Annotated in this window: 19 protein-coding genes; 15 read left to right on the top strand and 4 right to left on the bottom strand. The window is 46.6% G+C overall.

Going from position 1 to position 20,260, the window contains the following annotated elements; translation table 11 throughout:
• Positions 1-11: 11 nt before the first annotated feature.
• The 4 genes from ACMVP2_RS26425 (at position 12) to ACMVP2_RS26410 (ending at position 3,892) form a co-directional block, all read left to right on the top strand.
• The gene (locus ACMVP2_RS26425) at positions 12-959 is read left to right on the top strand and encodes an acetyl-CoA carboxylase carboxyltransferase subunit alpha (RefSeq protein ID WP_317491890.1); all 948 of its coding nucleotides are present in this window, start codon (positions 12-14) and stop codon (positions 957-959) included.
• 212 nt (positions 960-1,171) lie between these two features.
• A complete protein-coding gene (locus ACMVP2_RS26420) occupies positions 1,172-1,948 on the top strand; it encodes a patatin-like phospholipase family protein (protein ID WP_339790507.1) in 777 nt (258 codons plus the stop codon).
• A 23-nt stretch (positions 1,949-1,971) separates the two neighbouring features.
• Complete coding sequence (locus ACMVP2_RS26415) at positions 1,972-2,508, top strand: 1-acyl-sn-glycerol-3-phosphate acyltransferase (protein WP_416865831.1); 537 nt, start codon at positions 1,972-1,974, stop codon at positions 2,506-2,508.
• A 235-nt stretch (positions 2,509-2,743) separates the two neighbouring features.
• Positions 2,744-3,892 carry a DUF2911 domain-containing protein gene (locus ACMVP2_RS26410; protein ID WP_416865830.1) on the top strand — a complete coding sequence of 383 codons (1,149 nt, stop codon included), beginning with the start codon at positions 2,744-2,746 and terminating at the stop codon, positions 3,890-3,892.
• An 83-nt stretch (positions 3,893-3,975) separates the two neighbouring features.
• Here ACMVP2_RS26410 and ACMVP2_RS26405 read toward each other — a convergent pair whose 3' ends face one another.
• Both ACMVP2_RS26405 and ACMVP2_RS26400 read right to left on the bottom strand, forming a co-directional pair.
• A complete protein-coding gene (locus ACMVP2_RS26405; protein ID WP_317491886.1) occupies positions 3,976-4,686 on the bottom strand; it encodes a YebC/PmpR family DNA-binding transcriptional regulator in 711 nt (236 codons plus the stop codon).
• Positions 4,687-4,781: 95 nt separating this feature from the next.
• Entirely contained in the window at positions 4,782-5,549 is a 768-nt protein-coding gene (locus ACMVP2_RS26400; protein ID WP_416865829.1) for a glucose 1-dehydrogenase, read from the bottom strand.
• A gap of 131 nt (positions 5,550-5,680) precedes the next feature.
• Between ACMVP2_RS26400 and ACMVP2_RS26395 the strand changes: the two genes are divergently transcribed.
• Both ACMVP2_RS26395 and ACMVP2_RS26390 read left to right on the top strand, forming a co-directional pair.
• Positions 5,681-7,018: an APC family permease gene (locus tag ACMVP2_RS26395; RefSeq protein ID WP_416865828.1), complete on the top strand. Its 1,338-nt coding sequence runs from the start codon at positions 5,681-5,683 to the stop codon at positions 7,016-7,018.
• The gene (locus ACMVP2_RS26390) at positions 7,018-7,470 is read left to right on the top strand and encodes a MaoC family dehydratase (RefSeq protein WP_416865827.1); all 453 of its coding nucleotides are present in this window, start codon (positions 7,018-7,020) and stop codon (positions 7,468-7,470) included. The genes ACMVP2_RS26395 and ACMVP2_RS26390 overlap by 1 nt, the downstream gene beginning before the upstream one ends.
• A gap of 46 nt (positions 7,471-7,516) precedes the next feature.
• On the opposite strand, the gene ACMVP2_RS26385 is transcribed toward ACMVP2_RS26390, so the two are convergent.
• The gene (locus ACMVP2_RS26385) at positions 7,517-7,912 is read right to left on the bottom strand and encodes a TerB family tellurite resistance protein (RefSeq protein ID WP_317491882.1); all 396 of its coding nucleotides are present in this window, start codon (positions 7,910-7,912) and stop codon (positions 7,517-7,519) included.
• A 992-nt stretch (positions 7,913-8,904) separates the two neighbouring features.
• On the opposite strand from ACMVP2_RS26385, the gene holA reads away from it, so the two are divergent.
• The 9 genes from holA to trmB all read left to right on the top strand — a co-directional run bounded on the left by holA (position 8,905) and on the right by trmB (position 19,635).
• Entirely contained in the window at positions 8,905-9,927 is a 1,023-nt protein-coding gene (holA, locus tag ACMVP2_RS26380; RefSeq protein WP_416865826.1) for a DNA polymerase III subunit delta, read from the top strand.
• Positions 9,928-9,998: 71 nt separating this feature from the next.
• Positions 9,999-13,034 (top strand): tetratricopeptide repeat protein, encoded by a 3,036-nt coding sequence (locus tag ACMVP2_RS26375; protein ID WP_416865825.1) that lies wholly within the window; start codon positions 9,999-10,001, stop codon positions 13,032-13,034.
• A gap of 11 nt (positions 13,035-13,045) precedes the next feature.
• Positions 13,046-14,689 (top strand): hypothetical protein, encoded by a 1,644-nt coding sequence (locus ACMVP2_RS26370; protein ID WP_416865824.1) that lies wholly within the window; start codon positions 13,046-13,048, stop codon positions 14,687-14,689.
• Between the two features lie 152 nt (positions 14,690-14,841).
• Complete coding sequence (locus tag ACMVP2_RS26365; RefSeq protein WP_416865823.1) at positions 14,842-15,654, top strand: SPOR domain-containing protein; 813 nt, start codon at positions 14,842-14,844, stop codon at positions 15,652-15,654.
• Between the two features lie 8 nt (positions 15,655-15,662).
• Positions 15,663-16,328, top strand: a complete 666-nt coding sequence (locus ACMVP2_RS26360) for a MotA/TolQ/ExbB proton channel family protein (RefSeq protein WP_151996504.1) — start codon at positions 15,663-15,665, stop codon at positions 16,326-16,328.
• A 10-nt stretch (positions 16,329-16,338) separates the two neighbouring features.
• On the top strand, positions 16,339-16,728 hold the full coding sequence (locus tag ACMVP2_RS26355) for a biopolymer transporter ExbD (protein WP_317491876.1): 390 nt from the start codon (positions 16,339-16,341) through the stop codon (positions 16,726-16,728).
• A 3-nt stretch (positions 16,729-16,731) separates the two neighbouring features.
• Complete coding sequence (locus ACMVP2_RS26350) at positions 16,732-17,676, top strand: hypothetical protein (RefSeq protein WP_416865822.1); 945 nt, start codon at positions 16,732-16,734, stop codon at positions 17,674-17,676.
• Between the two features lie 7 nt (positions 17,677-17,683).
• Complete coding sequence (locus ACMVP2_RS26345; RefSeq protein ID WP_416865821.1) at positions 17,684-18,976, top strand: bifunctional folylpolyglutamate synthase/dihydrofolate synthase; 1,293 nt, start codon at positions 17,684-17,686, stop codon at positions 18,974-18,976.
• Positions 18,977-18,978: 2 nt separating this feature from the next.
• A complete protein-coding gene (gene trmB / locus ACMVP2_RS26340; protein ID WP_416865820.1) occupies positions 18,979-19,635 on the top strand; it encodes a tRNA (guanosine(46)-N7)-methyltransferase TrmB in 657 nt (218 codons plus the stop codon).
• A gap of 18 nt (positions 19,636-19,653) precedes the next feature.
• On the opposite strand, the gene ACMVP2_RS26335 is transcribed toward trmB, so the two are convergent.
• A complete protein-coding gene (locus ACMVP2_RS26335; protein WP_416865819.1) occupies positions 19,654-20,256 on the bottom strand; it encodes an N-(5'-phosphoribosyl)anthranilate isomerase in 603 nt (200 codons plus the stop codon).
• Positions 20,257-20,260: the final 4 nt, after the last annotated feature.

Raw genomic sequence — 20,260 nt, 5'->3', positions numbered from 1 at the left:
ACCACTAGGCGATGCATTTAGAATTTGAAAAACCCATAGTAGATTTAGAGGCGAAGCTGAACGAAATGAAGAGGTTGGCTTCTGACAATGGGGTTGATGTGACGGACGCAGTTCACAAGCTCGAAGACAAGATCATTAAATTGAAAGAAGAGACGTTTACCAATTTGACCAGGTGGCAAAGAGTTCAGCTGTCGAGACATCCTGACCGTCCCTACACACTTGACTATATCTACGAAATAACGAATGAATTTATAGAATTGCACGGAGACAGAGCCGTGAGCGATGACAAAGCCATGATAGGTGGTCTGGGCGAAATGGATGGGCAATCGGTCATGTTCATAGGTCAGCAAAAAGGCCGCAATACCAAGCAGCGCCAGATGAGAAACTTCGGTATGGCCAATCCTGATGGCTACCGCAAGGCACTCAGGCTGATGAAGACGGCGGAAAAATTCAACGTACCCATCATTACCTTTATCGATACCCCCGGTGCCTTTCCTGGCCTGGAAGCTGAAGAGAGAGGACAGGGAGAAGCCATTGCCAGGAACCTGAAAGAAATGATGACGCTAAAAGTGCCTGTTATCTGCATTGTGATTGGTGAGGGAGCCTCTGGCGGAGCGCTGGGCATTGGTATCGGGGACAAAGTACTGATGCTGGAAAACTCGTGGTATTCCGTGATTTCGCCGGAAAACTGCTCTGCTATTCTCTGGCGCACATGGGACTATAAAGAGCAAGCCGCTGATGCATTGAAACTAACGGCAAAAGACATGATGTCGGTAAAACTAGTGGATGGCATTATCAAAGAGCCCCTTGGCGGTGCGCATACCGACATGAAGGCGACGGCAGCTGAAATCAAGAAAGTGATTTTTGCGGAGCTGAAAAAGCTTCAAAAGATGTCTGCTGAAGAAAGAATTAGCTCCCGCATCGACAAATTCTGTGCAATGGGTGTGGTATCGGAGTAGGGATCAGCAATCTCGTTAAAACTATACCGGCCTAGTGCCGGTTTTTTGTTAAAGGAGGTGTCATGAAATAGCCATGAGGAGTACCAAGCCCGACGAAACCGGCGTGGAACGATGACTATGCCTTTGACACGAGAAATATTCAATTCCAAACGGGTTCAGCTATTCCATCGCACCGGCGAACCGGTGGCCGCTGAAAAACAAATTTTATACACATGAAAACAGGTTTGGCTTTATCGGGGGGTGGCGCAAGGGGTATTGCCCATCTTGGGGTAGTGAAAGCGATGTTGGAAAAAGGCATTCATTTTGACGTGATTTCGGGCACTTCGGCAGGTGCCGTGGCTGGTGTGTTCCTGGCCAAAGGCTATTCTCCAGACGAGGCCCTGGAAATCTTCACCAAAACCAGTGTGTACAAGTTCCTCATGCCTGCCATCAATGTCAGGGGGTTGTTTAAAATTGGCAGCGTGGAATCGATCATCAAACCCTATTTTGGAGACGCAGCTTTTGCTGACCTGGAAACACCTTTTTACGTGTCCGCTACTAACGTGCGGACAGGTAAAATACGGGTGTTTTCAGCAGGGGAGTTGATGCGTCCCGTGCTGGCCTCATGCTGCATTCCAGTGGTGTACGAGCCCATGGCCATTGACAATGAGCTGTACATGGATGGGGGCGTGGTAAACAACCTGCCCGTGGAGCCATTATTAGGCAATGTCGACAGAATCGTCGGCGTTCATTGCAATCCTATTTCTGATCAATACCAGGGGCGCAATATGCGGCGCCTGATGGAACGTAGCCTGCTGCTTGCCATCAACGAGAATGTGGCGGCAAGAAAGCCCAAATGCGATTTGTTCATTGAGCCGACAGAGCTAAAAAACTTTCACGTGTTCGACTTTAGAAAAGCCAAACAAATTTTTCAGGTGGGTTACGATTATGCCTCCGATCTTCTTTCCAACAAATCTGTGTTGTCGAAATTGAAACAGGATGTATCTTGAGAATATAAACAACAGCTGACCTGATGAGAGCGGTTTTTAGATTTCTGTTTTGGCTTTTGGGCTGGGAAGCAGTGGGTACGAAGCCCACGGATAAAAAATTCATCATTATAGTGGCACCTCATACCAGCTTCTGGGACTTTTTTGTAGGTGTAGCTGCCCGCTCTATTTTTCGGCTGGACACAAAATATTTAGGTAAAAAAGAGCTTTTCTGGTTTCCCCTGAGCATAATCCTTCGCTTGCTGGGCGGTTATCCTGTCGATAGAACCAATGCCGCCGGCCTTGTCGAGTCGGTGGTTGATCTGTTTAACTCAAAGGATGCATTCTCTATTGCGCTGGCTCCAGAAGGCACAAGGAAGAAGGTGGACAAGCTTAAAACAGGGTTTTGGAGGATTGCCAAAGCCGCCAATATCCCGATTGTAGTGGTAAGCTTTGACTTTAAGCGAAGAAGGGTGGAAATGCTTCAGCCTTTCATGCCCGGCGACATGGAGGAGGATATGGAACGGATCATGACCTATTACAAAGGCATTACAGGGAAACGACCCGGGCAGGACCTGAGGTGATGTGGTCGGCACGCAACGAGCTGAAATGTTTCATTTTGTCCGCTAACATAAGGGCATAATTAGCCAGGGATGTTAATCCTACGTTCTATTTTATCATGCTGACATTGGGTGGAGAAATAGGACGAACCCCACAACCGTAGCTTACGTTATTGATTTGTGTTCCTCTTCTCTAGAAGGGATTCAGTTTTGGTGACCGACCGTCAAAAAGCTTTTTTTTACAACAAACAAACATTCTATGAACAACTCTACAAGAAAGTTGGGCTTGTCTATCGCCCTTGTATTTTTATGTGTCGCCGGTCTCTTTGCACAGGGAATCACATTGCCTCCCAGCGGCGACAACCAAAAATCAATTGTTACGCAGTACATAGGCTCCATTGCCTCTGTGACCATCAACTACAATAGCCCTGACGTTACTGCTCCTAACGGAGCCGACAGGAGAGGTAAAATATGGGGCCAGCTTGAGCCTTATGGAATGAATTACCTTGGCTTTGGCACAGCTACGGCCTCACCATGGAGGGCCGGAGCCAACCAGAATACAACAATTACGTTTTCTCACGACATGGAAGTAGAGGGAAAAGCGATAAAGGCAGGTACCTACGGGCTTCATATGATTATCGAGAAAGACAAGCCATGGACACTTATCCTTTCCAACAACTCTACAGCCTGGGGAAGCTATTTCTACGATGCCAAAGACGACGCCCTGAGGGTGGAAGTGCAGCCAAAGGAGGCTCCTTACCATGAGTGGTTAAGCTACGAGTTCATCGACAGGCAGCCCGAGTTTACTGTGGCAGCGCTGTACTGGGAAGAGCTGATGGTGCCTTTCAAAATATCGGTGCCAAATATGAATGACTTATATCTGGCCAAAATAAGAAACGAGATGGAGGACGCTCAAGGTTTCAACTGGCAAAACAGGGTAGCTGCAGTGCAGTTTTGCTTATCGAAAAACATCAATTTGCAGGAGGCCCTTACCTGGGCGGAAGCGGCTTCAACCAACTCCTTTATTGGCGAAGAGAACTTCACCACGTTGTCCACCAAGGCAGGTGTGTTAACGGCGCTGGGCAAAAAGGAAGAGGCTGCCAAGATCATGGACAAGGCCATCAATCACCCAACGGCAAGTGTTTTCCAGGTGCATGCCTACGGTCGTCAGCTGATCGCTCAGGGAGAAAAGCAAAAGGCCCTGGAGGTGTTCCAGTTCAATGCTAAAAAGAACCCAAAAACCTGGCCGGTAAACTTCGGATTGGCTCGTGGATATTCCGCTGTGGGCAACTACAAATCGGCGCTTAAATACGCTAAGCTGGCATTAGCCAATGCTCCTGACCAGCCCAACAAAGATGCGCTTACTGCGGGCATTGCCAAGCTGGAAAAGGGAGAAGATATTAACTAGGGTTGGCTTTTTAAGGCTGTACAAGTGCACTAAAACAAGAAAGGCCCGAACCCGGGCCTTTCTTTATTTTATATGAGTAGCGGCTATTTCATATTATGAAAATAGTTCTGCACATCGTCGTCTTCATCGAACTTTTCAAAAATCTTTTGAACTTCGGCTTCTTGCTCTTCAGTAAGCTCTTTGGTGTCGACCGGAATGCGCTCAAACTCGGAGTTCACTATTTCATATCCCTTTTCTTCCAGGTAGTGCTGAATAGCGCCATATGATTCGAAAGTGCCATACAGCACCACGTTTTCCTCTTCGGCTTCCACTTCTTCCACGCCCAGGTCTATCATTTCCAGTTCCAGCTCTTCCAGGTCAACGTTTTCAGGCGTCACAATTTTGAAAACGCTTTTTCTGTCAAAAAGGAAATCGAGGCAGCCACTGGTGCCCAGCGAGCCACCGTATTTAGTGAAAGCATGCCTTACGTTAGCCACGGTTCTGGTGGGGTTGTCGGTGGCAGTTTCCACCACTATCGCCACACCGTAGGGGCCATAGCCCTCGTAAACCACCTCTTTGTAATCTTTTTCCTCTTTGGAAATCGCCCTTTTAATCGCCCTGTCGATGTTGTCTTTGGGCATGTTGGCGGCCTTGGCATTTTGTATCAGGGCACGAAGCCTGGAGTTTGTGCTGGGATCGGGGCCGCTCGCTTTTACAGCAATAACGATGTCTTTGCCTATTCTGGTGAATGTTTTAGCCATTTGGCCCCACCTTTTGAATTTTCTGGCTTTCCTGAATTCAAATGCTCTTCCCATATATGTCTATTTCAAAAATCAGATGCGAACCGCAAAACTAGTGTTTTTCCAAATTTTTGCATTTTCTATTTCAATATTCTTATAACGAACTGATGTTAAATAGTATACCCGCCGTCGGCCACAAACACGCCACCAGTGGTATAGCTGGAAGCTTCCGATGCGAGGTACAATGCCAGCCCAGCCATTTCATCTGTTTGACCTATCCTGGCAATCGGCAGCTCTTTTACTATCTTGTTGAGAATGGTCTCGTTGGCCCAAAGGCCCTGACTGAACTTGGTTTGGATCAGCCCCGGACAAATGACATTGGCCCTGATGCCAGCTGTGCCCCATTCCCGGGCAAACACCTTTGTGAGCGAAATCAGTGCGGCCTTGCTTACAGCATACATGCCCATGAATGGCTCGGGGCTGAGGCCTTCAATACTACTGATGTTGATAATAGAGCCGCCGCCACGTTGTTTCATGATCGGAAAAGCCAGCTTGCTTAGCATAAAAGGCCCTTTCACGTTCACCTGCATGATTTTGTCAAAGGCGGCTTCATCTGTTTGCACTACAGGGCCAAACACCGGATTTGTGGCTGCGTTGTTAATGACAATGTCGACGCCACCAAATGCCTTTTCCGTCGCCTTCAGCAAGTTCTCCAGGTCACCCTTTTCTCCGGCATTGGCAGCTACGCCTATCGCTTCAATGCCTTCAGCCGCTAGTTTTTCGGCCACCTCTTTCACTGCGTCTTGCTTGCGGCTGCTTACCACCACTTTGGCTCCGGCCTGCCCCAGCGCTACAGCCATGGCCTCCCCGATACCTTTGCTGGCCCCGGTAATCACAGCTACTTTTCCATCGAGCCTGAATTTTTCCTGAATAGTCATTAGATATCTTTTTAGGGGAAGATAACTAAATAATACAGCCGTGGCATGAATTCGCTCCATTTAAAGTCGAATCATGCCTTTGATTGGGCAGTGTACAATTTGTTGCTGCGAAATACCTATTTTCGGCAGCGATGAAAGATAAGATCAACGACATAGAGCCGAAACTCGGTTTGTTCGACACCACCATGATAGTGGTTAGCCTGGTGATAGGAATAGGTATTTTCCGTACACCCTCTCTGGTAGCCAATGCGGCAGGCTCAGAGTCTGCTTTCTTTCTCGCATGGGTAATAGGCGGTGTTATTGCTCTTTTCGGGGGCCTGACCTATGCGGAAATTGGTTGTCGGAAGCCCATGGCTGGTGGATACTACAAGATCGTGTCTGAGAGCTTTCATCCGGCGTTGGCTTTTATGCTCAACTGGATTGGGATCATATTGGTGCAGGGAGCGGGCATGGCTGCGGTGGCTATACTTGGCTCAGAATACATCCAACCTTTTATTCCTCTCGGCTTCTTTCAGGGCGAAACTGGCCTTCAGTGGCTTGCCGGAATGATCATCCTGCTCTTGTTTCTCATCAATTTTGCTGGACTTAAGATGGGGGCCAGGGTATTGAACGCAATCACCGTGATCAAGATTGTGATGATCTTGCTTTTTAGCCTTTTGGGGCTTCTTGCACCGGAAGTGGCACAGGTTGCTGTTAAAGCAGAGCCTTCTGCATTCAATTTCGCAGGCATAGGCATCGCCCTGATCTCCGTGTTCTATACCTGTGGCGGCTATCAGTCGATCATGAATATGGGGGGCGACGTGATCAACCCCAGAAAGAATTTTCCGAGGGCAGTGATAGGGGGAGTGGCCATTATCTTCTTTCTATATTTGTCCATTAACGTAGGGTACGTGGCCGTGTTGGGCTTTGAAGGCGTTAAATCTGCCAACCTTATCGCTGCCGACATGGCTGAGGTGGTGTTCGGCGAAGCGGGAAGAAGGATCGTGTCTGTCACCATCTTTATTTCGGTGCTGGGTTTCATCAATGCCACCCTGATGCAGCTACCCAGGGCCTACCACGCCATGGCACAGGACGATGCCGTACCCCGGCTGTTTATGAAAGTCAACCCTAAAACACAGGTACAGGAGTTTGCTCTGTCGATATTTACAGGGTTGGTGCTGTTCTTTATTATTACGCAGGGCAAGTTCGATCAGATCATTAACCTGGTGATGTTCAACGACACGCTGATACTCGCCACGGCGGCGGCTGCCATTTTTGTGCTCCGGAAAAAGATGAAAGACGAGTCGTACAATGGATTCAAGGTGCCACTATATCCGGTCATTCCGGCAGTGTTCATACTTTTTCTCCTCATCGTTTCTTTTAATGCTCTTTTGGAAAACCCGATAGCGGCTCTGGTGAGTACTTTGTTTTTGTTAGCCGGATTCCCCATTTTTCTGCTGTTAAGAAAAATCAATTCAAAGAAGAACTAATGATCGAGATTACCAGTATGGAGCAAATGGAGGCCCTGGTGGGGCAGGGGATAGGAACTTCTGAGTGGCTGAAAATAGACCAGGGTATGATCAATGCATTTGCCGATGCTACCGGTGACCACCAGTGGATTCATGTGGATACTGCCAGGGCCGCTGCCTCAGGCTTCGGCACCACTATCGTTCATGGTTTCTTCCTGCTATCCCTTCTTCCAAGGCTCAAAGCAGAGCTTGTTAGTTTCAAACTGGCAACTATGGCGATTAACTATGGCAGTGAGAAGATCAGGTTTCTTGCTCCGGTGCCTGTAAATGCCAGGGTAAGGCTGAGGACAAAACTGTTGAAAATAGAGGCAGGATCCTCTGGTGTCAAACTATTCACCAAGAATAATCTGGAGTTAGAAGGAAGCGAAAAAGATGCGCTGGTGGCCGAAACTATTATGCTGCTGAAGGCATAAAAAAAGGCTCACCAGGTGAGCCTCCTATTTAACGTTTTCCATTCCGTTATACTTTCTTAAACGCAAGAACTTTCTGTCTTAAATGCGCTTTGTCAGAGGTTATGGCTGGATCAGAATATATTTTCGAAGAGAGCTCAGCGATTACCGCTTTGTCAAAACCAAGCCTTGTAGCAATTTCCTGGCAATAGTTAATCTCACTGTAATATACCTCTCTGTCAACTTTCATCAACAACACCAAATCATAAAGCAGCTCAAATTTCTGGTCGTCATTTAACGAGTCCATATCTACCTTTTCCGGACGCAGAATCAACTCCTCTATCTCTCTCTCACTTATTTTGTGTGCCTTCCCAATAGACAGTATTAAATGCTTCTCATTATCAGAAAAGTCATGGTCAACAAGTGCAAGTCCTATCAGGGCACTCAGGTGTTTTCTAACATTCATTAGTCTGTCGTTTTAGAGTGAACTTGTTCAGATGAACAATTTACTGCGTAATAATCGCAAATTGTAATCTTTGTCTGCAAAATTTAATGCTACTTTTTTTCAAACTATAAATTTTGCCACAAGCCATATGACTATTCATATAGCCAAATGGTCCTCACTCTTAAATATCTTCAATTTCTAGGTTTAACTCAAAAAACTCCAAGTTATCATACACTACAGCATCAAGCAACTTGTCGGCTTCGGTTACTTTTGTTATGATCTGTATCTGCACGACGTCCCGTAGGTGAGTTTTCGAGAAGGTTCTCTTTTAAAAGTACAAAATATTTCTGTTTGTACTTTTAGAGAATTATTATTTGGAGACCGTCTTCTTCTTTCCTTTGAAGATTTCTACGATCACCATACCCAAATGATTTAAGTCTTTGATTGCTGATTTTACTCTCATGATTTCTTTTTTTTTGCAAAAGTAAGATTTACTAAACTGTTGATGGATGAAATACGACCAATTGGTGTTTCGTCTGGACGGAGCAGCCGGAATAGTCGCCGAAACATTTTTTTAGATGGAGTGATTCCTCTTTCTTTTTCCTCTGAACATTTCAACGATCATTAATCCCAGGTGATTGAAGTCGGCAAATCTGTGTTGAATTCTCATAGCTGTAAAGTTTTTGTTTTTTTGATAATTCAAATGTACGCAGCGCCGGGCCAGGGTATTTGTTCATTTAAAGTGAACCATTATCGGTGTAAGGTTTTACGTGATTCTTGCCAAATAGAAATCGGCTGGCGCTGAAATAGAGCAAGTATTGGCTGTTGAGTACCATTAAATGCTTTTTCCATGAGTGTAATTTTTCGCATCTCTCATACATTTTTAGAGATAAAATGGAAGTTCGAAGCAAATCTTACCTTTTATGGTCGAAATGGAGATAATCCTGAAAGGGCAGTCTTCACTTTTGTTCGAAGTAACTATCTTAGCAGCCGAATAAATCAATCCGCTTTTCATGCCTAAAGGCTATCACGAAATTCTCAAAGACGTAAAATCCAATACTTATGCTCCCATCTATTGGCTCCAGGGAGAAGAACCCTTCTTTATTGATTCTATAGCCGACTATATTGAGCAGCACGCCCTTGATGAGGGGCTGAAGGGTTTTAACCAAACAGTTCTCTACGGCAAGGAAAATAAGATCATAGATATTCTAAACCACGCCAGGCAGTTTCCAATGATGGCCGAGCGCCGGGTGGTGCTTGTGAAAGAAGCCCAGGATATTGCCGATTTGAATAGGGAGGAAGGCGAAAAAGCCCTCACAGCTTATCTGGAGAAGCCCAACATAAGCACAGTGCTTGTGTTCTGTTACAAATACAAAACAATTGATGCCCGGAAAAAGCTGGCCAAGGAACTGGAGAAAGCCTGCGTGGTGCTGGCTGAGAAAAGGATTTACGACAACAAAGTGCCAGAGTGGATCAAGGTATTTGCCGCCGACCTTCAGCTAAAGTTGAGTGAAAAGGCCGTGTATATGCTTTCTGAGCATATTGGTAACAACCTGGAAAGGATACATAACGAGCTGAAGAAAGTGAAGGTAAACCTGCCAGGCGATACGGTGGTCGACGAGCATCATATACAGCGGTTTGTCGGCATCAGCAAGGATTTTAACGAATTTGAGCTCCAGAAGGCCATTGGCATGAAAGACCATAAAAAGGCCTTTCAAATAGTACAGTATTTTGGAGCCAACACGAAGAGCCATCCTGTTATCCCTCTTCTGGTGATTCTGTTTACTTATTTCACCAAGTTGCTGTTGCTGCACAAAAATAACCAGGCGTCGGACGACGAACTTGCACGAAAAATAGGAGTTTCTCCGTTCTTTGTGAAAGAGTACAAGGTGGCAGCCAGGAATTACAGCGCTATGATGGTTATTCGCAACATCCATTTGCTGAAAAATGCTGACCTTCAGGTAAAGGGCGTTACCAGCAATTCTATAAGTGAAGAGGATTTAATGAAAGAATTGGTATACAAGTTGATGCATTAAATCGTTCAAGGGGTTAAACCTACTTTCAAGTGATCAAACAGATAAGGAAAGGTATTCTAATATTGATGGCAATGATGTTAGCAGGTAGCTTCGAGCTCCTGTTGGCCCAAACATCTATCAGCGACTCCCGTGAAGGCAATTTTTACCAGCAAGGGGTGGGCTTGTTCAATCAAAACAAGTTTGCGGCAGCCCGAAAATCATTTGAGGCCTATTTAAAGGCAGACCCGAATGGTTCGAATGTGGCCGATGCGCTCTATTTCCAGGCCTTTTGCGGCCTTTCACTACAGCATGCCGATGCAGAGGGGCTTTTCGAGAGGTTTCTGACAGAATATCCGAACCATCCAAGGGCGCTTACCGGTTACTACGAGGTTGGTAACTTCTATTACCGACAGGAAAACTATAGCAAGGCAGCAGAGTTTTATGCCAAAGCCAAACCTGAGCGCCTCCCCGCAGTCGAAAGACCTGAGTTTTACTTCCATTGGGGTTTTTCGCTCTTCACCCTGAAGAAGTTTGAAGAAGCCTTGCCGCATTTTAATTTGGTGAAGAAGTCAGATGGAGAATATAAAGCGCCAGCCCATTACTACGCAGGCTATATCTACTTCCAGCTTAAGCAATACGACAATGCCCTGGCCGACCTTAGGGTGGCAGGCGAAAGCGACGGCTATGAAACGATTGTTCCTGAGTTGGTAGCCGCCACACTGTACCGCAAAAATGATTTTAAAGAGCTGATTAGCTATACGAGGCCTTACCTGACGGGCACGAAGGAAGCAAAGAATGTTGATCAGATTGCCTTGTATGCTGCCGAAGCTTACTACGAGCAAAAAGACTACGCAAAAGCTTTGCCTTATTACGAGCAGTACATGAAGCCGATGCGCAAGAAGCCTGTAGCGCCGGTGCTTTTTCGGATATCCTACAGCTATATGCAGGCAAAACAGCCTGCCAAAGCAATAGAGAACTTTAAATACGTGGCTCTTGAGAAAGATGAAATTGGGCAGGCTGCGTCTTATTACCTGGGTGATCTCTATATAATGGAGGGCAATAAGTCGTTTGCAGTAAGTGCCTACCAGCAAGCTGCCGACACTGAATACGACGAGAAGGTAAAGGAAAGAGCCATGTTTAAGCTGGCGCAGGTACACATGGATCTGGGCAACTACGAGCAGGCCATTCCGGTACTGGAAAAATACATGCGGGAATATCCTCAGTCGTCTGACAAGGGCGATGCACAAGACATGATAGCCGAGGCCTACGTCAACTCCAGCAACTACGATAGGGCGCTGGCCTATTTCGAGAAAGTGGGCCTGGGAAGTCAGCGGATAAAAAAGGCCTATCAAAAAGCAGCCTTTCTCAATGCCACTCAGTTGTTCAACAGTGGTAAATTCTATGAGTCGGTGCAGATGTTCGACAACTCGCTGCGCTACCCCTTAGACCCGGAATTGGAAATTGATGCATGGTTCTGGAAAGGAGAGGCCTTCTCGACAGGAAAAAAATATGAAGACGCCATTGGCAGCTACACGATGGCACTGCAAAAGGGGCGGAGGAGCAATTCCTTAACCGTCCACAAAGCCAACTATGGCATGGGCTATGCCCTTTTTAACCTGAACAGATACCCTGAGGCCGCCACCTATTTCAAGGCTTATGTGAACAACCGCCGGCCCGACAATAACCGTGATGCTGAGGTGAGGCTGGCAGACTGCCTTTACGCTCAAAAGAAATACGATGAAGCCCTGACCTTCTACCAGCAGGCAGGCTCCAATGGATTTAAGGAAAGGGACTACTTGCTCTATCAGCGGGGGGTGATTCTTGGTTTTCAGAATAGGCGAGAAGATGCAAAGAGAGAGCTTGATCAGGTGACAAAGGCTTTCCCTAATTCCCGCTATGCCGACGACGCCACGTTCCAGTCGGCGCAGCTCGACTTTGAAGCAGGAGACTACGCCAGGGCCAAAGCGGGCTTCACCAGTGTGATTAGCAAATATCCTAACAGTGGGTTTATTCCCTATGCGTTGGTGCGCCGGGCATCAAGCAGCTACAACCTGAAGGAGTACCCTGCCTCAGCTAACGACTATAAGAAAGTGCTGGAAGAATACCCGCAGCATACTTTGGCCAATAGTGCTTTACTAGGGCTACAGGAGGTATTGGCACTGATGGGCAAATCAAATGAAGTTGATCAATACATCGCCCTTTATAAGAAAGCCAATCCCGATGACAAAGCATTAGAAAGTGTTGAATACGAAAGGGGCAGAAACCTCTACTTTGAACAGAGGTATACTGAAGCGATCAGTGCTTTAAGAGCCTACAGGGTGTCGTACCCTCAAAGTATCAATGCTGCGGAGGCACTTTATTACGTGGGAGAGAGCTATTACAGGCTCAATCAAACAGCACCGGCATTGGAGGCGTATTATCAGCTGATCGGCGACATGCAAACAGTGTCGCCGGCCAAGGTATACCAGCGGATTGGTGCCTTGGAGTACAGCAATAAAAACTATCCCGTGGCCATCAAATACTGGCACAAGCTTCGGGCGTCGTCGGATAGCAAGCGGGATTTATACACTGCCAGGGAAGGCCTGATGGAGTCTCATTTTGCCGCCAATTCCCTCGACTCATCTCAGGTGTATGCGGAGAGAATCCTGGGCGACGACAAGGTGGCGTTCAATGCACAGAACAAAGCCGGCACTTATATGGGCAAAATCGCTTTCGAGCGTAATCAATATGGCGCTGCCCTAGATGAGTTTTTGGCCGTCGTAAATGCCGCCAAGGACATAAATGCGGCTGAGTCGCAATATTACATAGGATTGATTCAGTACAGGCAAAAAGAGTACAAGCGTTCGCTTGAAACGTTATTCGGCCTCAATAAGTCATATGCAGTGTATGACTATTGGTTAGGAAAGTCATTTCTGCTCATTGCCGACAACTACCTGGCGCTGAATGAGCTGTTTCAGGCCAAAGCGACATTAGAATCGGTAATTACCAACAGTCCGCTGCCTGAAATGAAAGCCGCTGCAAGAGCGAAGTTGCAGGAAGTAGACAAAAGAGAGGCCGAAGCGGTAACGCAAAAAGACACCGATCAGTCGCCGATAAAAAAGGATAGCACAAGTCAAAAGAGAAACTAATTATGCCGAAAATGTATAAAAGCTTACTGTTCTGCATTTGTCTTTTGATGAGCCTGCCGGCCTGGTCGCAGGAGCAATGGGAAGAAGCGGGGGAAATACAGGAAGCAGAGGTAGTGATAGAAAAGGACAGGGAGATAGTATTGCCTTTTCAGCCAAGAAGCTTTGAAAAGATACCTCCTACAGCTATTGAAACAGGCGGCATCAAGCAGGAATACGTTTTTCCTGCCCTCGACGTAACGGTTCCACCTACTACGGTCGACATCAAGGCTTTGAAGCTTCAGGCAGAGCCGCTGGAAAAGTATTATGGGAACCTGGTGAAACTTGGTTATGGCAACTACAACTCTCCGCTGGGCGAGCTTTATCTTTACAACAAGAGAAATAAGCAGTACCTGGCCGGGTTTCAGGCGAAGCATCTTTCATTTGGCAAGGGCCCTGTTGATGGAAAGAACAGTGCATCAGGAGAGACGCTTTTAAAAGGAGAGGCGAGCTACTTTGGCGACGGGTTTACAGCCTCAGGAGATGCCTACTACAAGCTTTCACGCTTTAATTTTTATGGGTACGATCCGTCAGTTTCGGTTACGGAAGGGGAGGACAGCCTGAAGAGGAACTTCAATAAGTATGGAGTGTCGGTAAATATCGATAATTCATCGTCGGAGTCTGACATAAGTATTACCGGAGGCCTTGCCTACAATGGACAAAGTGATAACCTGGACATCTCGGAAAACTGGGTAAAAGTGAATGCAGATCTCTCCATGGAGCTGCAAAGTGCGCTAACCGGGCATGTGGGTGTTTTCGCTGACTTGATCGGCTACAAAGATTCTTTGAGCACTGGCAGGCAAAGAATTGGACTTGAGCCATCTGTGGTGTACACTGGCGACAACTACCAGGTATCTGCTGGCATTCGCTATGTGTATCAGTCCGACTCATTGGTGCCAGCATCGCAGGTATACCCCGTTTTGAAAGGGAAATACCAGTTCGGCAAACTCTTTGGCATTTTTGGCGAATTGTCGGGAAACAGCCAGTTGAATACATGGCAAAGCATGACTGCCCGTAACCCTTATTTAGCCGCTGGGGTCGACATTCACAACTCCAACAATATATTGAACCTGGGGCTGGGAGCACAGGGAAATCTGGCTTTCATGAGCTACAAGGTGGGCCTTTCACAAAAGGTCTTCAAGCAATTTGGCGTCTTTCTCAATTCCCCCGACGATCCATCGAAGTTTATTCTGGCCTACGACACGGCCAATTTCAAAGTATTGGATTTGTACCTGGCCAGCGACTTTTACATAGGAAGCTCGCTCAATTTGGGCCTGCAAGTCAATTATTACAATTATCAGTCCGACACATTTGAGGAAGCATGGCATATGCCAGGTTATAGAATAGCATTTAACGGCAGCTTTCTTGCTTTTAACAAAATGAGAACAAAGGCTGGCTTGGCCTACCTTGGAGGGATAAAAGCCTATGACTGGAATTTAGGACAATCCGAAGAATTGAAAGCAGCGACTGATGTTTACATTGATCTTGATTATTTGCTATCTGAAAGAGCAACCATATTTCTTCAGTTTCACAATTTAGCCAACCAGCAATACCAATTACTTTCAAATTATCCGGTAAGGGGGCTTACTTTCAAAGCAGGTTTTTCTTATTCATTCTAAGGTGTTCTTAAATTATTCCAAAAAAGTTTCTTTATTTGCGGCTAGGAATTTTTTCATTAAAACATAAGAAATTTCTATTTTACGGAATTGTTACTTCAACTGAGCTGAGTTTAGCTTATAACGAATCTAAAGTACTCTCAACCTCTTAATAAATGGCTAAAAGCAAAGCAAACAAAGACAAGGAAGAACAGAGTGGTTCAAACGCACCTCAGGATGATGAGGACTTCGGCCTTCCGGAACTTGAATATGAAGCACTGGATGACGATGAAGACGAAGCCGAGGACGAATCTTCCAGCGAAACTCCAACTGAAGAACCCAGCCCGGTTTTTGATGAGCCAGAAACTCCTTCTTTTCAGGAAGATGATAGCCAGGTAAGTTCAATTTTTGACGTTGAGGAGCCAAGCCACGAGGAGATTTCCAATGTATTTGGCGGAACTCCACCACCATCGTTCAAACAACAGGCATATCAGGAAGCGAATGAAGGCGGCGACTCGGCCAAGAGCTTCACCAGAATTATTATAATAGGGGCGGTGGCCTTTGTTCTTATTGGTTTTGCCTTTTTGTACTGGCATCATAAAGATGACGACAAGAAAGTAGTTGCCAAAGCAACACCAAAAGTGGAGAAAGCCGAGCCGAAGCCTGTTGAGCCAAAACCAGAGCCTGTTAAGAAAGAAGAGCCCGTAGTGAAGAAGTCAGTTAACACAACCGGCGAAGTAGTTACACTAACTGAGAGAACTGGTCGTTCTTATGTAATAGTAGGTAGCTTTTTCGATGGAGACCTGGCCGATGACTATGGTAAGAAGCTGGCAAAAGAGGGGTTGAACTCAACCGTTATTAAGCCGTTCGGGAAATCAAGGTTTTACAGGGTAAGTATTTCCGATTTCGACACTTATCAGGAAGCAGTGGATGAAGCCGAAAAAGCTAAGTCAACCTATGGAGGTGAAGTTTGGGCTTTAAGGTATTGATATAACATATGATGTTACTGCAAATTGACACCGCTGATCTTGCTGTTGAAGATCAGTCGGTCACTCTTATAGATTTGATGTTAAAAGGGGGATTCTGGATGATCCCCATTTTATTATTGTCCGTCGTAGCCGTTATCATTTTCGTGGAGCGATTTCTTACGTTGAGGAAGGCAGGCGAAACCCCCGATCACTTTACAGACGACATCAGAGCCAAGGTATTGGCTGGCGATGTAAATGGTGCCAAAATGATTTGCGCCCAAACCGGCACGCCTGTTGCCAGAATGATAGAGAAGGGCCTCTCCAGACTTGGAAGTCCCTTGAAAAACATAGAGGTGTCTATCGAGAACGTGGGCAAAATAGAGATTTACAAGCTGGAGAAAAACCTGGGTGTTTTGGCCACAATATCGGGTGCAGCCCCAATGATTGGTTTCCTTGGTACGGTAACGGGTATGATACAGGCCTTCATCGCCATTGCGCAGGAAGAAGGTTCGGTTAGTCCAAAGTTGCTATCGTCAGGCATCTACGAAGCCATGGTGACCACAGCGGCAGGCCTCACTGTCGGTATCATTGCCTACCTGGGCTACAACTACCTGGTGACCAGAATGCAGAAGGTCATTCATAGAATGGAATACAGTGCTATCGAGTTCATCGACCTGCTACAGGAGCCTAAATAACCACTGAAGCATGGATCTACGTCCAAAAAATAAGATTGATGCATCATTCAGCATGAGTTCGATGACCGACATCGTGTTCCTTTTGCTGATATTCTTTATGCTCACAGCCACGTTCGTTACGCCTTCCGGCTTGCCGGTCAATTTGCCTTCGAGCAAAAGCTCAACCATTGTGCTTCAAAAAGTGAGTGTCACCATTAGCAGCGATTTACGTTACTATGTAAACGACAAGCTGGTGAACCGGAATAACCTGGAAATGGTTTTAAGGAATGAGTTGGCTGGCAAAGAGGGAGTGGTGGTATTGCATGTAGACAAATCTGTTCCTACGGAGCACCTGGTTTATGTGGCAGGCATAGCAACCGCTTTGGAAGCCAAAGTATCGATAGCGACAAAACCGAATTAGGTAATGGAGTTTCAGAGCAAAGAAGAAAAGAAAAATGAAAGAATAGGCACGGCGGTCTCTCTGGGCGTCCATGCACTTCTTTTGTTAATTTTTGCCTTCCTTTTGGCCTGGAAAGAACCCAATCCGCCCATTCCTGAATATGGCATAGAATTAAATTTTGGCCTTGATAGCCAGGGATCTGGCGCTGTTCAACCAGAATCTACCGTAGAGCAAAGCGAAAGTACATCGGATGCCGAAGAGGTCAATGAAGACGTTCCTGAAGAGACACAAACAGAAGAGACGGAGCCGGTAGAGGATACGGCCGAGCCAGAAGTAGTGGAGGAATCAACCAATGCACCAGAGGAGGCTGTAGTGACACAGAATGTGGCCAGCCCTGATCTGCGCAAAGAGGAGCCGGTCAAAACGCCGGTGACCACGCCTAAGAAAGAGGAAGAGAAGCCGAAGGAGGTGAAAAAGGAAACCAAGCCCGTAGTGGCAGAAACAAAACCAACTCCAGTAGAAACCAGGAAAGAACCCACAGAAAAGCCTGCTGAGAAACCATCAGGAGGTGTCGCCTCCGACAAAGTAGTAAGCTCCAATAGTCAGGGAGATAACACAGCTGCTACAGGTGATAAAGGAAACAAGGAAGGAACTGTCGATGCCCGTGCTCTGTATGGAACCCCGGGTGGTGGAGGTGGCGCTGCTCTGGATATGGCAGGTTGGGCGTGGGAGGAGATCCCCAAACCAAATGACACTTCCAACGAGAGTGGCCGTATAGTTTTTGAAATCACTGTCGATGACAATGGTGAGGTGATAGGTATTAAAACCCTGGAGAGAGGGGTAAGCGCCGCTGTTGAGGCGGTGTATAGGAGAGAGGTCGAAGGGCTGTATTTCAAAAGGAACCCACCGAACAGTCCTGCTCCGCCGAGGTCAACCGGTCGAATCACTTTTATCATCAAATCCCGCTAATTAGCCAATGACGTACCAGGCAACGCTGGACTACCTCTACGGTAGTCTTCCGATGTTTCAGCGGGTGGGGAAAGTGGCCATCAAAAAGGATCTCACCAATACTTTGGCGCTGTGTAATGCGCTTGACAATCCCCACAACAAATTCAAATCAGTTCACATTGCCGGCACAAACGGAAAGGGCACGAGTGCTCATTCTATTGCAGCCATTTTGCAGGCTGCTGGTTACAAAACTGGCTTGTATACCTCACCTCACCTGAAGAACTTCACCGAACGCATTAGGGTCAATGGAGAAGAGATGCCTGAGGATAAAGTGGTGGCTTTTGTAGAAAGAATGAAATCGGTGCTGGAGCAGGTAAAGCCAAGCTTTTTTGAAACCACTGTGGCCATGGCTTTCGACTACTTTGCATCTGAACAAGTTGATATTGCCGTTGTGGAAGTGGGCCTGGGAGGGCGGCTCGATTCTACGAATGTAATCAATCCGCTGGTGTCGCTCATTACCTCTATTAGCTATGACCACATGGATCTTCTGGGTAACACCCTGGAAGAAATAGCGGGAGAAAAGGCCGGAATTATTAAGAAAAATACGCCTGTGGTGGTCGGAGGTTATTACGGGTCATTGGATGCAGTGTTTATTGAGAAGGCAAAAAAGGAAAACAGCCCGATCGTCATTGCCAGGAACGGATATAAGGTTGAAAATAAGGGGTATAACTTGTTTTCAAGAGTGGTTTCGGTAGCTAAAACTGGCGGCTCTGACCTAAAGACATTGAAGCTTGACTTAACTGGTCAGTATTACCTCAAAAACCTGCCGGGAATTCTCAGTGTCGTCGATGTGCTGCGCACGAGAGGATTTGACATTTCCGATGAAGCCGTAGCAAAAGGGCTCAGCAATGTGAAGGGCCTGACTGGCCTGAAAGGCCGCTGGCAGGTGCTACAACAGCAGCCGCTGATGATATGCGATGTAGGCCACAATGAAGAGGGCATGAGGGAGCTGTTCGAACAGCTCGCCGAGAACATCCATGGGCAACTGTACATTGTTATCGGGGTCGTGAGCGATAAAGACAGGTCTAAGCTGTGGAGTGTTTTGCCGAGGGATGCCTACTACTATTTCACTGCGGCCAGCATTCCCAGAGCACTGCCCGCTGAACAGCTTTATGAGGAAGGAAAAGCGGAGGGGTATGTTGGAGAGTTGGTTAGAGATGTAAACGAAGGAATCGCCCTGGCAAACAAAAAAGCGGGGGCGAACGATGTCATTTTTGTCGGGGGGAGTACTTTTGTCGTAGCAGAAATAGATCAGTTGTAGTAGTGAGAAACAAAACGGACAGGTACAAGCAGAACCGTGAAAGCAGGAATGTGCTGGAAGAAGGGAAGCCGCTTTTTGAGACAATAAAGGGAAGGTGGAACGACGAATTTTTTGATAACGACTTGCCGCTCGTGGTAGAGCTTGGCTGTGGCAGGGGGGAATACGCCGTCGGGTTGGCAGAGCGCTTCGGTGATAAAAATTTTATCGGTGTCGATATAAAAGGAGACAGGATTTGGAAGGGGAGTCAGCTGGCACAGGCACTTGGGCTTACCAATGTAGGTTTTCTGCGCACTCAAATTCAAATGCTTGAGAAATTTTTTGAAGCAGGGGAGGTGTCGGCAATTTGGATTACTTTTCCCGATCCCAGACCGAAAGACAGAGATGAAAAGCGAAGGCTTACGTCGCCCAGGTTTCTGGATATGTACAAAGCCATGTTGAAGAAAGACGGTTGGGTATATTTTAAAACCGACAGCACGCCGCTCTTTCAGTACACACTAGACTTGTTGAGGGAAAAATATGCCATCAAAGAAATGGAGTACACCTTTGACCTTTACCAGTCTGATCTTTGGGAAGAGCACTACGGCATCAAAACTAAGTATGAACTGATTTTTACCGAAAAGGGGGAAACCATCAAGTACATGAAGTTTCGCTTTGCCTGAGCCTCTTGCCGGGGCTTTTCAGTCGTCTGTTTCCAGGGCTTCCAACATATCGGCCAACTCATCATAGTCTTTGAAGCCCGGCTTAACTTCCTGGCTTCCTTTTAGTGCAAATCCGTTCACCTTATTGGAAGCTAAAAGGCCTTCCACCTGTTCGGGATTGACATCGTAGCCTACCAGCAAAGGCACCTCTGAATTTGCGCTAACCACTTGCTTGACGGTTAATTGATCATTAAGCTCAGCAAAAATATACGCTACTGCCGGGGTGTTTTTGGCCAAAGTCATGGCCATATTAAGGCTTGCTTCTGTGGTGGCTTTTATGATAAAAGTTAAGTCTGTGTGCTTCAGTGATTCCAATAGGGATAAATCACTTATTTCCAGACAATCAAGCTCATATTGAACCAGTTGTGCCCTGATGTTTTCTTCTGAAAGCCCATGTGCTTCGCCCACCAGCTTTACGCCAGCCACCCAGCCGGTTATTTCCTGAAACTTAAGTGGATTGATGTATTCTGGGCTTGCCGGGTTGATATCAAAGCCGAGCATATCCACACCCATGCCAGCACAATACCTTGCATCACTCAGGTTGGTAACACTTCCTACTTTTACTATTGCTTTTAATGCCATTAAG

Source organism: Imperialibacter sp. (assembly GCF_048007035.1).
GTDB lineage: Bacteria > Bacteroidota > Bacteroidia > Cytophagales > Cyclobacteriaceae > Imperialibacter.
The sequence above is the reverse complement of the archived record's forward strand: the minus strand, read 5'-3'. Positions and strand labels throughout refer to the sequence as shown.

What these genes read in the sequence shown, in the direction of transcription:
- ACMVP2_RS26405 (WP_317491886.1), bottom strand. Translation starts at nt 4,686, where the DNA reads ATGGGAAGAGCATTTGAATTCAGGAAAGCCAGAAAATTCAAAAGGTGG.
- ACMVP2_RS26370 (WP_416865824.1), top strand. Translation starts at nt 13,046, where the DNA reads ATGTATAAAAGCTTACTGTTCTGCATTTGTCTTTTGATGAGCCTGCCG.
- holA (WP_416865826.1), top strand. Translation starts at nt 8,905, where the DNA reads ATGCCTAAAGGCTATCACGAAATTCTCAAAGACGTAAAATCCAATACT.
- ACMVP2_RS26345 (WP_416865821.1), top strand. Translation starts at nt 17,684, where the DNA reads ATGACGTACCAGGCAACGCTGGACTACCTCTACGGTAGTCTTCCGATG.
- ACMVP2_RS26375 (WP_416865825.1), top strand. Translation starts at nt 9,999, where the DNA reads ATGATGTTAGCAGGTAGCTTCGAGCTCCTGTTGGCCCAAACATCTATC.
- ACMVP2_RS26390 (WP_416865827.1), top strand. Translation starts at nt 7,018, where the DNA reads ATGATCGAGATTACCAGTATGGAGCAAATGGAGGCCCTGGTGGGGCAG.
- ACMVP2_RS26355 (WP_317491876.1), top strand. Translation starts at nt 16,339, where the DNA reads ATGGATCTACGTCCAAAAAATAAGATTGATGCATCATTCAGCATGAGT.
- ACMVP2_RS26420 (WP_339790507.1), top strand. Translation starts at nt 1,172, where the DNA reads ATGAAAACAGGTTTGGCTTTATCGGGGGGTGGCGCAAGGGGTATTGCC.
- ACMVP2_RS26365 (WP_416865823.1), top strand. Translation starts at nt 14,842, where the DNA reads ATGGCTAAAAGCAAAGCAAACAAAGACAAGGAAGAACAGAGTGGTTCA.
- ACMVP2_RS26335 (WP_416865819.1), bottom strand. Translation starts at nt 20,256, where the DNA reads ATGGCATTAAAAGCAATAGTAAAAGTAGGAAGTGTTACCAACCTGAGT.
- ACMVP2_RS26400 (WP_416865829.1), bottom strand. Translation starts at nt 5,549, where the DNA reads ATGACTATTCAGGAAAAATTCAGGCTCGATGGAAAAGTAGCTGTGATT.
- ACMVP2_RS26415 (WP_416865831.1), top strand. Translation starts at nt 1,972, where the DNA reads ATGAGAGCGGTTTTTAGATTTCTGTTTTGGCTTTTGGGCTGGGAAGCA.
- ACMVP2_RS26395 (WP_416865828.1), top strand. Translation starts at nt 5,681, where the DNA reads ATGAAAGATAAGATCAACGACATAGAGCCGAAACTCGGTTTGTTCGAC.
- ACMVP2_RS26410 (WP_416865830.1), top strand. Translation starts at nt 2,744, where the DNA reads ATGAACAACTCTACAAGAAAGTTGGGCTTGTCTATCGCCCTTGTATTT.
- ACMVP2_RS26360 (WP_151996504.1), top strand. Translation starts at nt 15,663, where the DNA reads ATGATGTTACTGCAAATTGACACCGCTGATCTTGCTGTTGAAGATCAG.
- ACMVP2_RS26350 (WP_416865822.1), top strand. Translation starts at nt 16,732, where the DNA reads ATGGAGTTTCAGAGCAAAGAAGAAAAGAAAAATGAAAGAATAGGCACG.
- ACMVP2_RS26425 (WP_317491890.1), top strand. Translation starts at nt 12, where the DNA reads ATGCATTTAGAATTTGAAAAACCCATAGTAGATTTAGAGGCGAAGCTG.
- ACMVP2_RS26385 (WP_317491882.1), bottom strand. Translation starts at nt 7,912, where the DNA reads ATGAATGTTAGAAAACACCTGAGTGCCCTGATAGGACTTGCACTTGTT.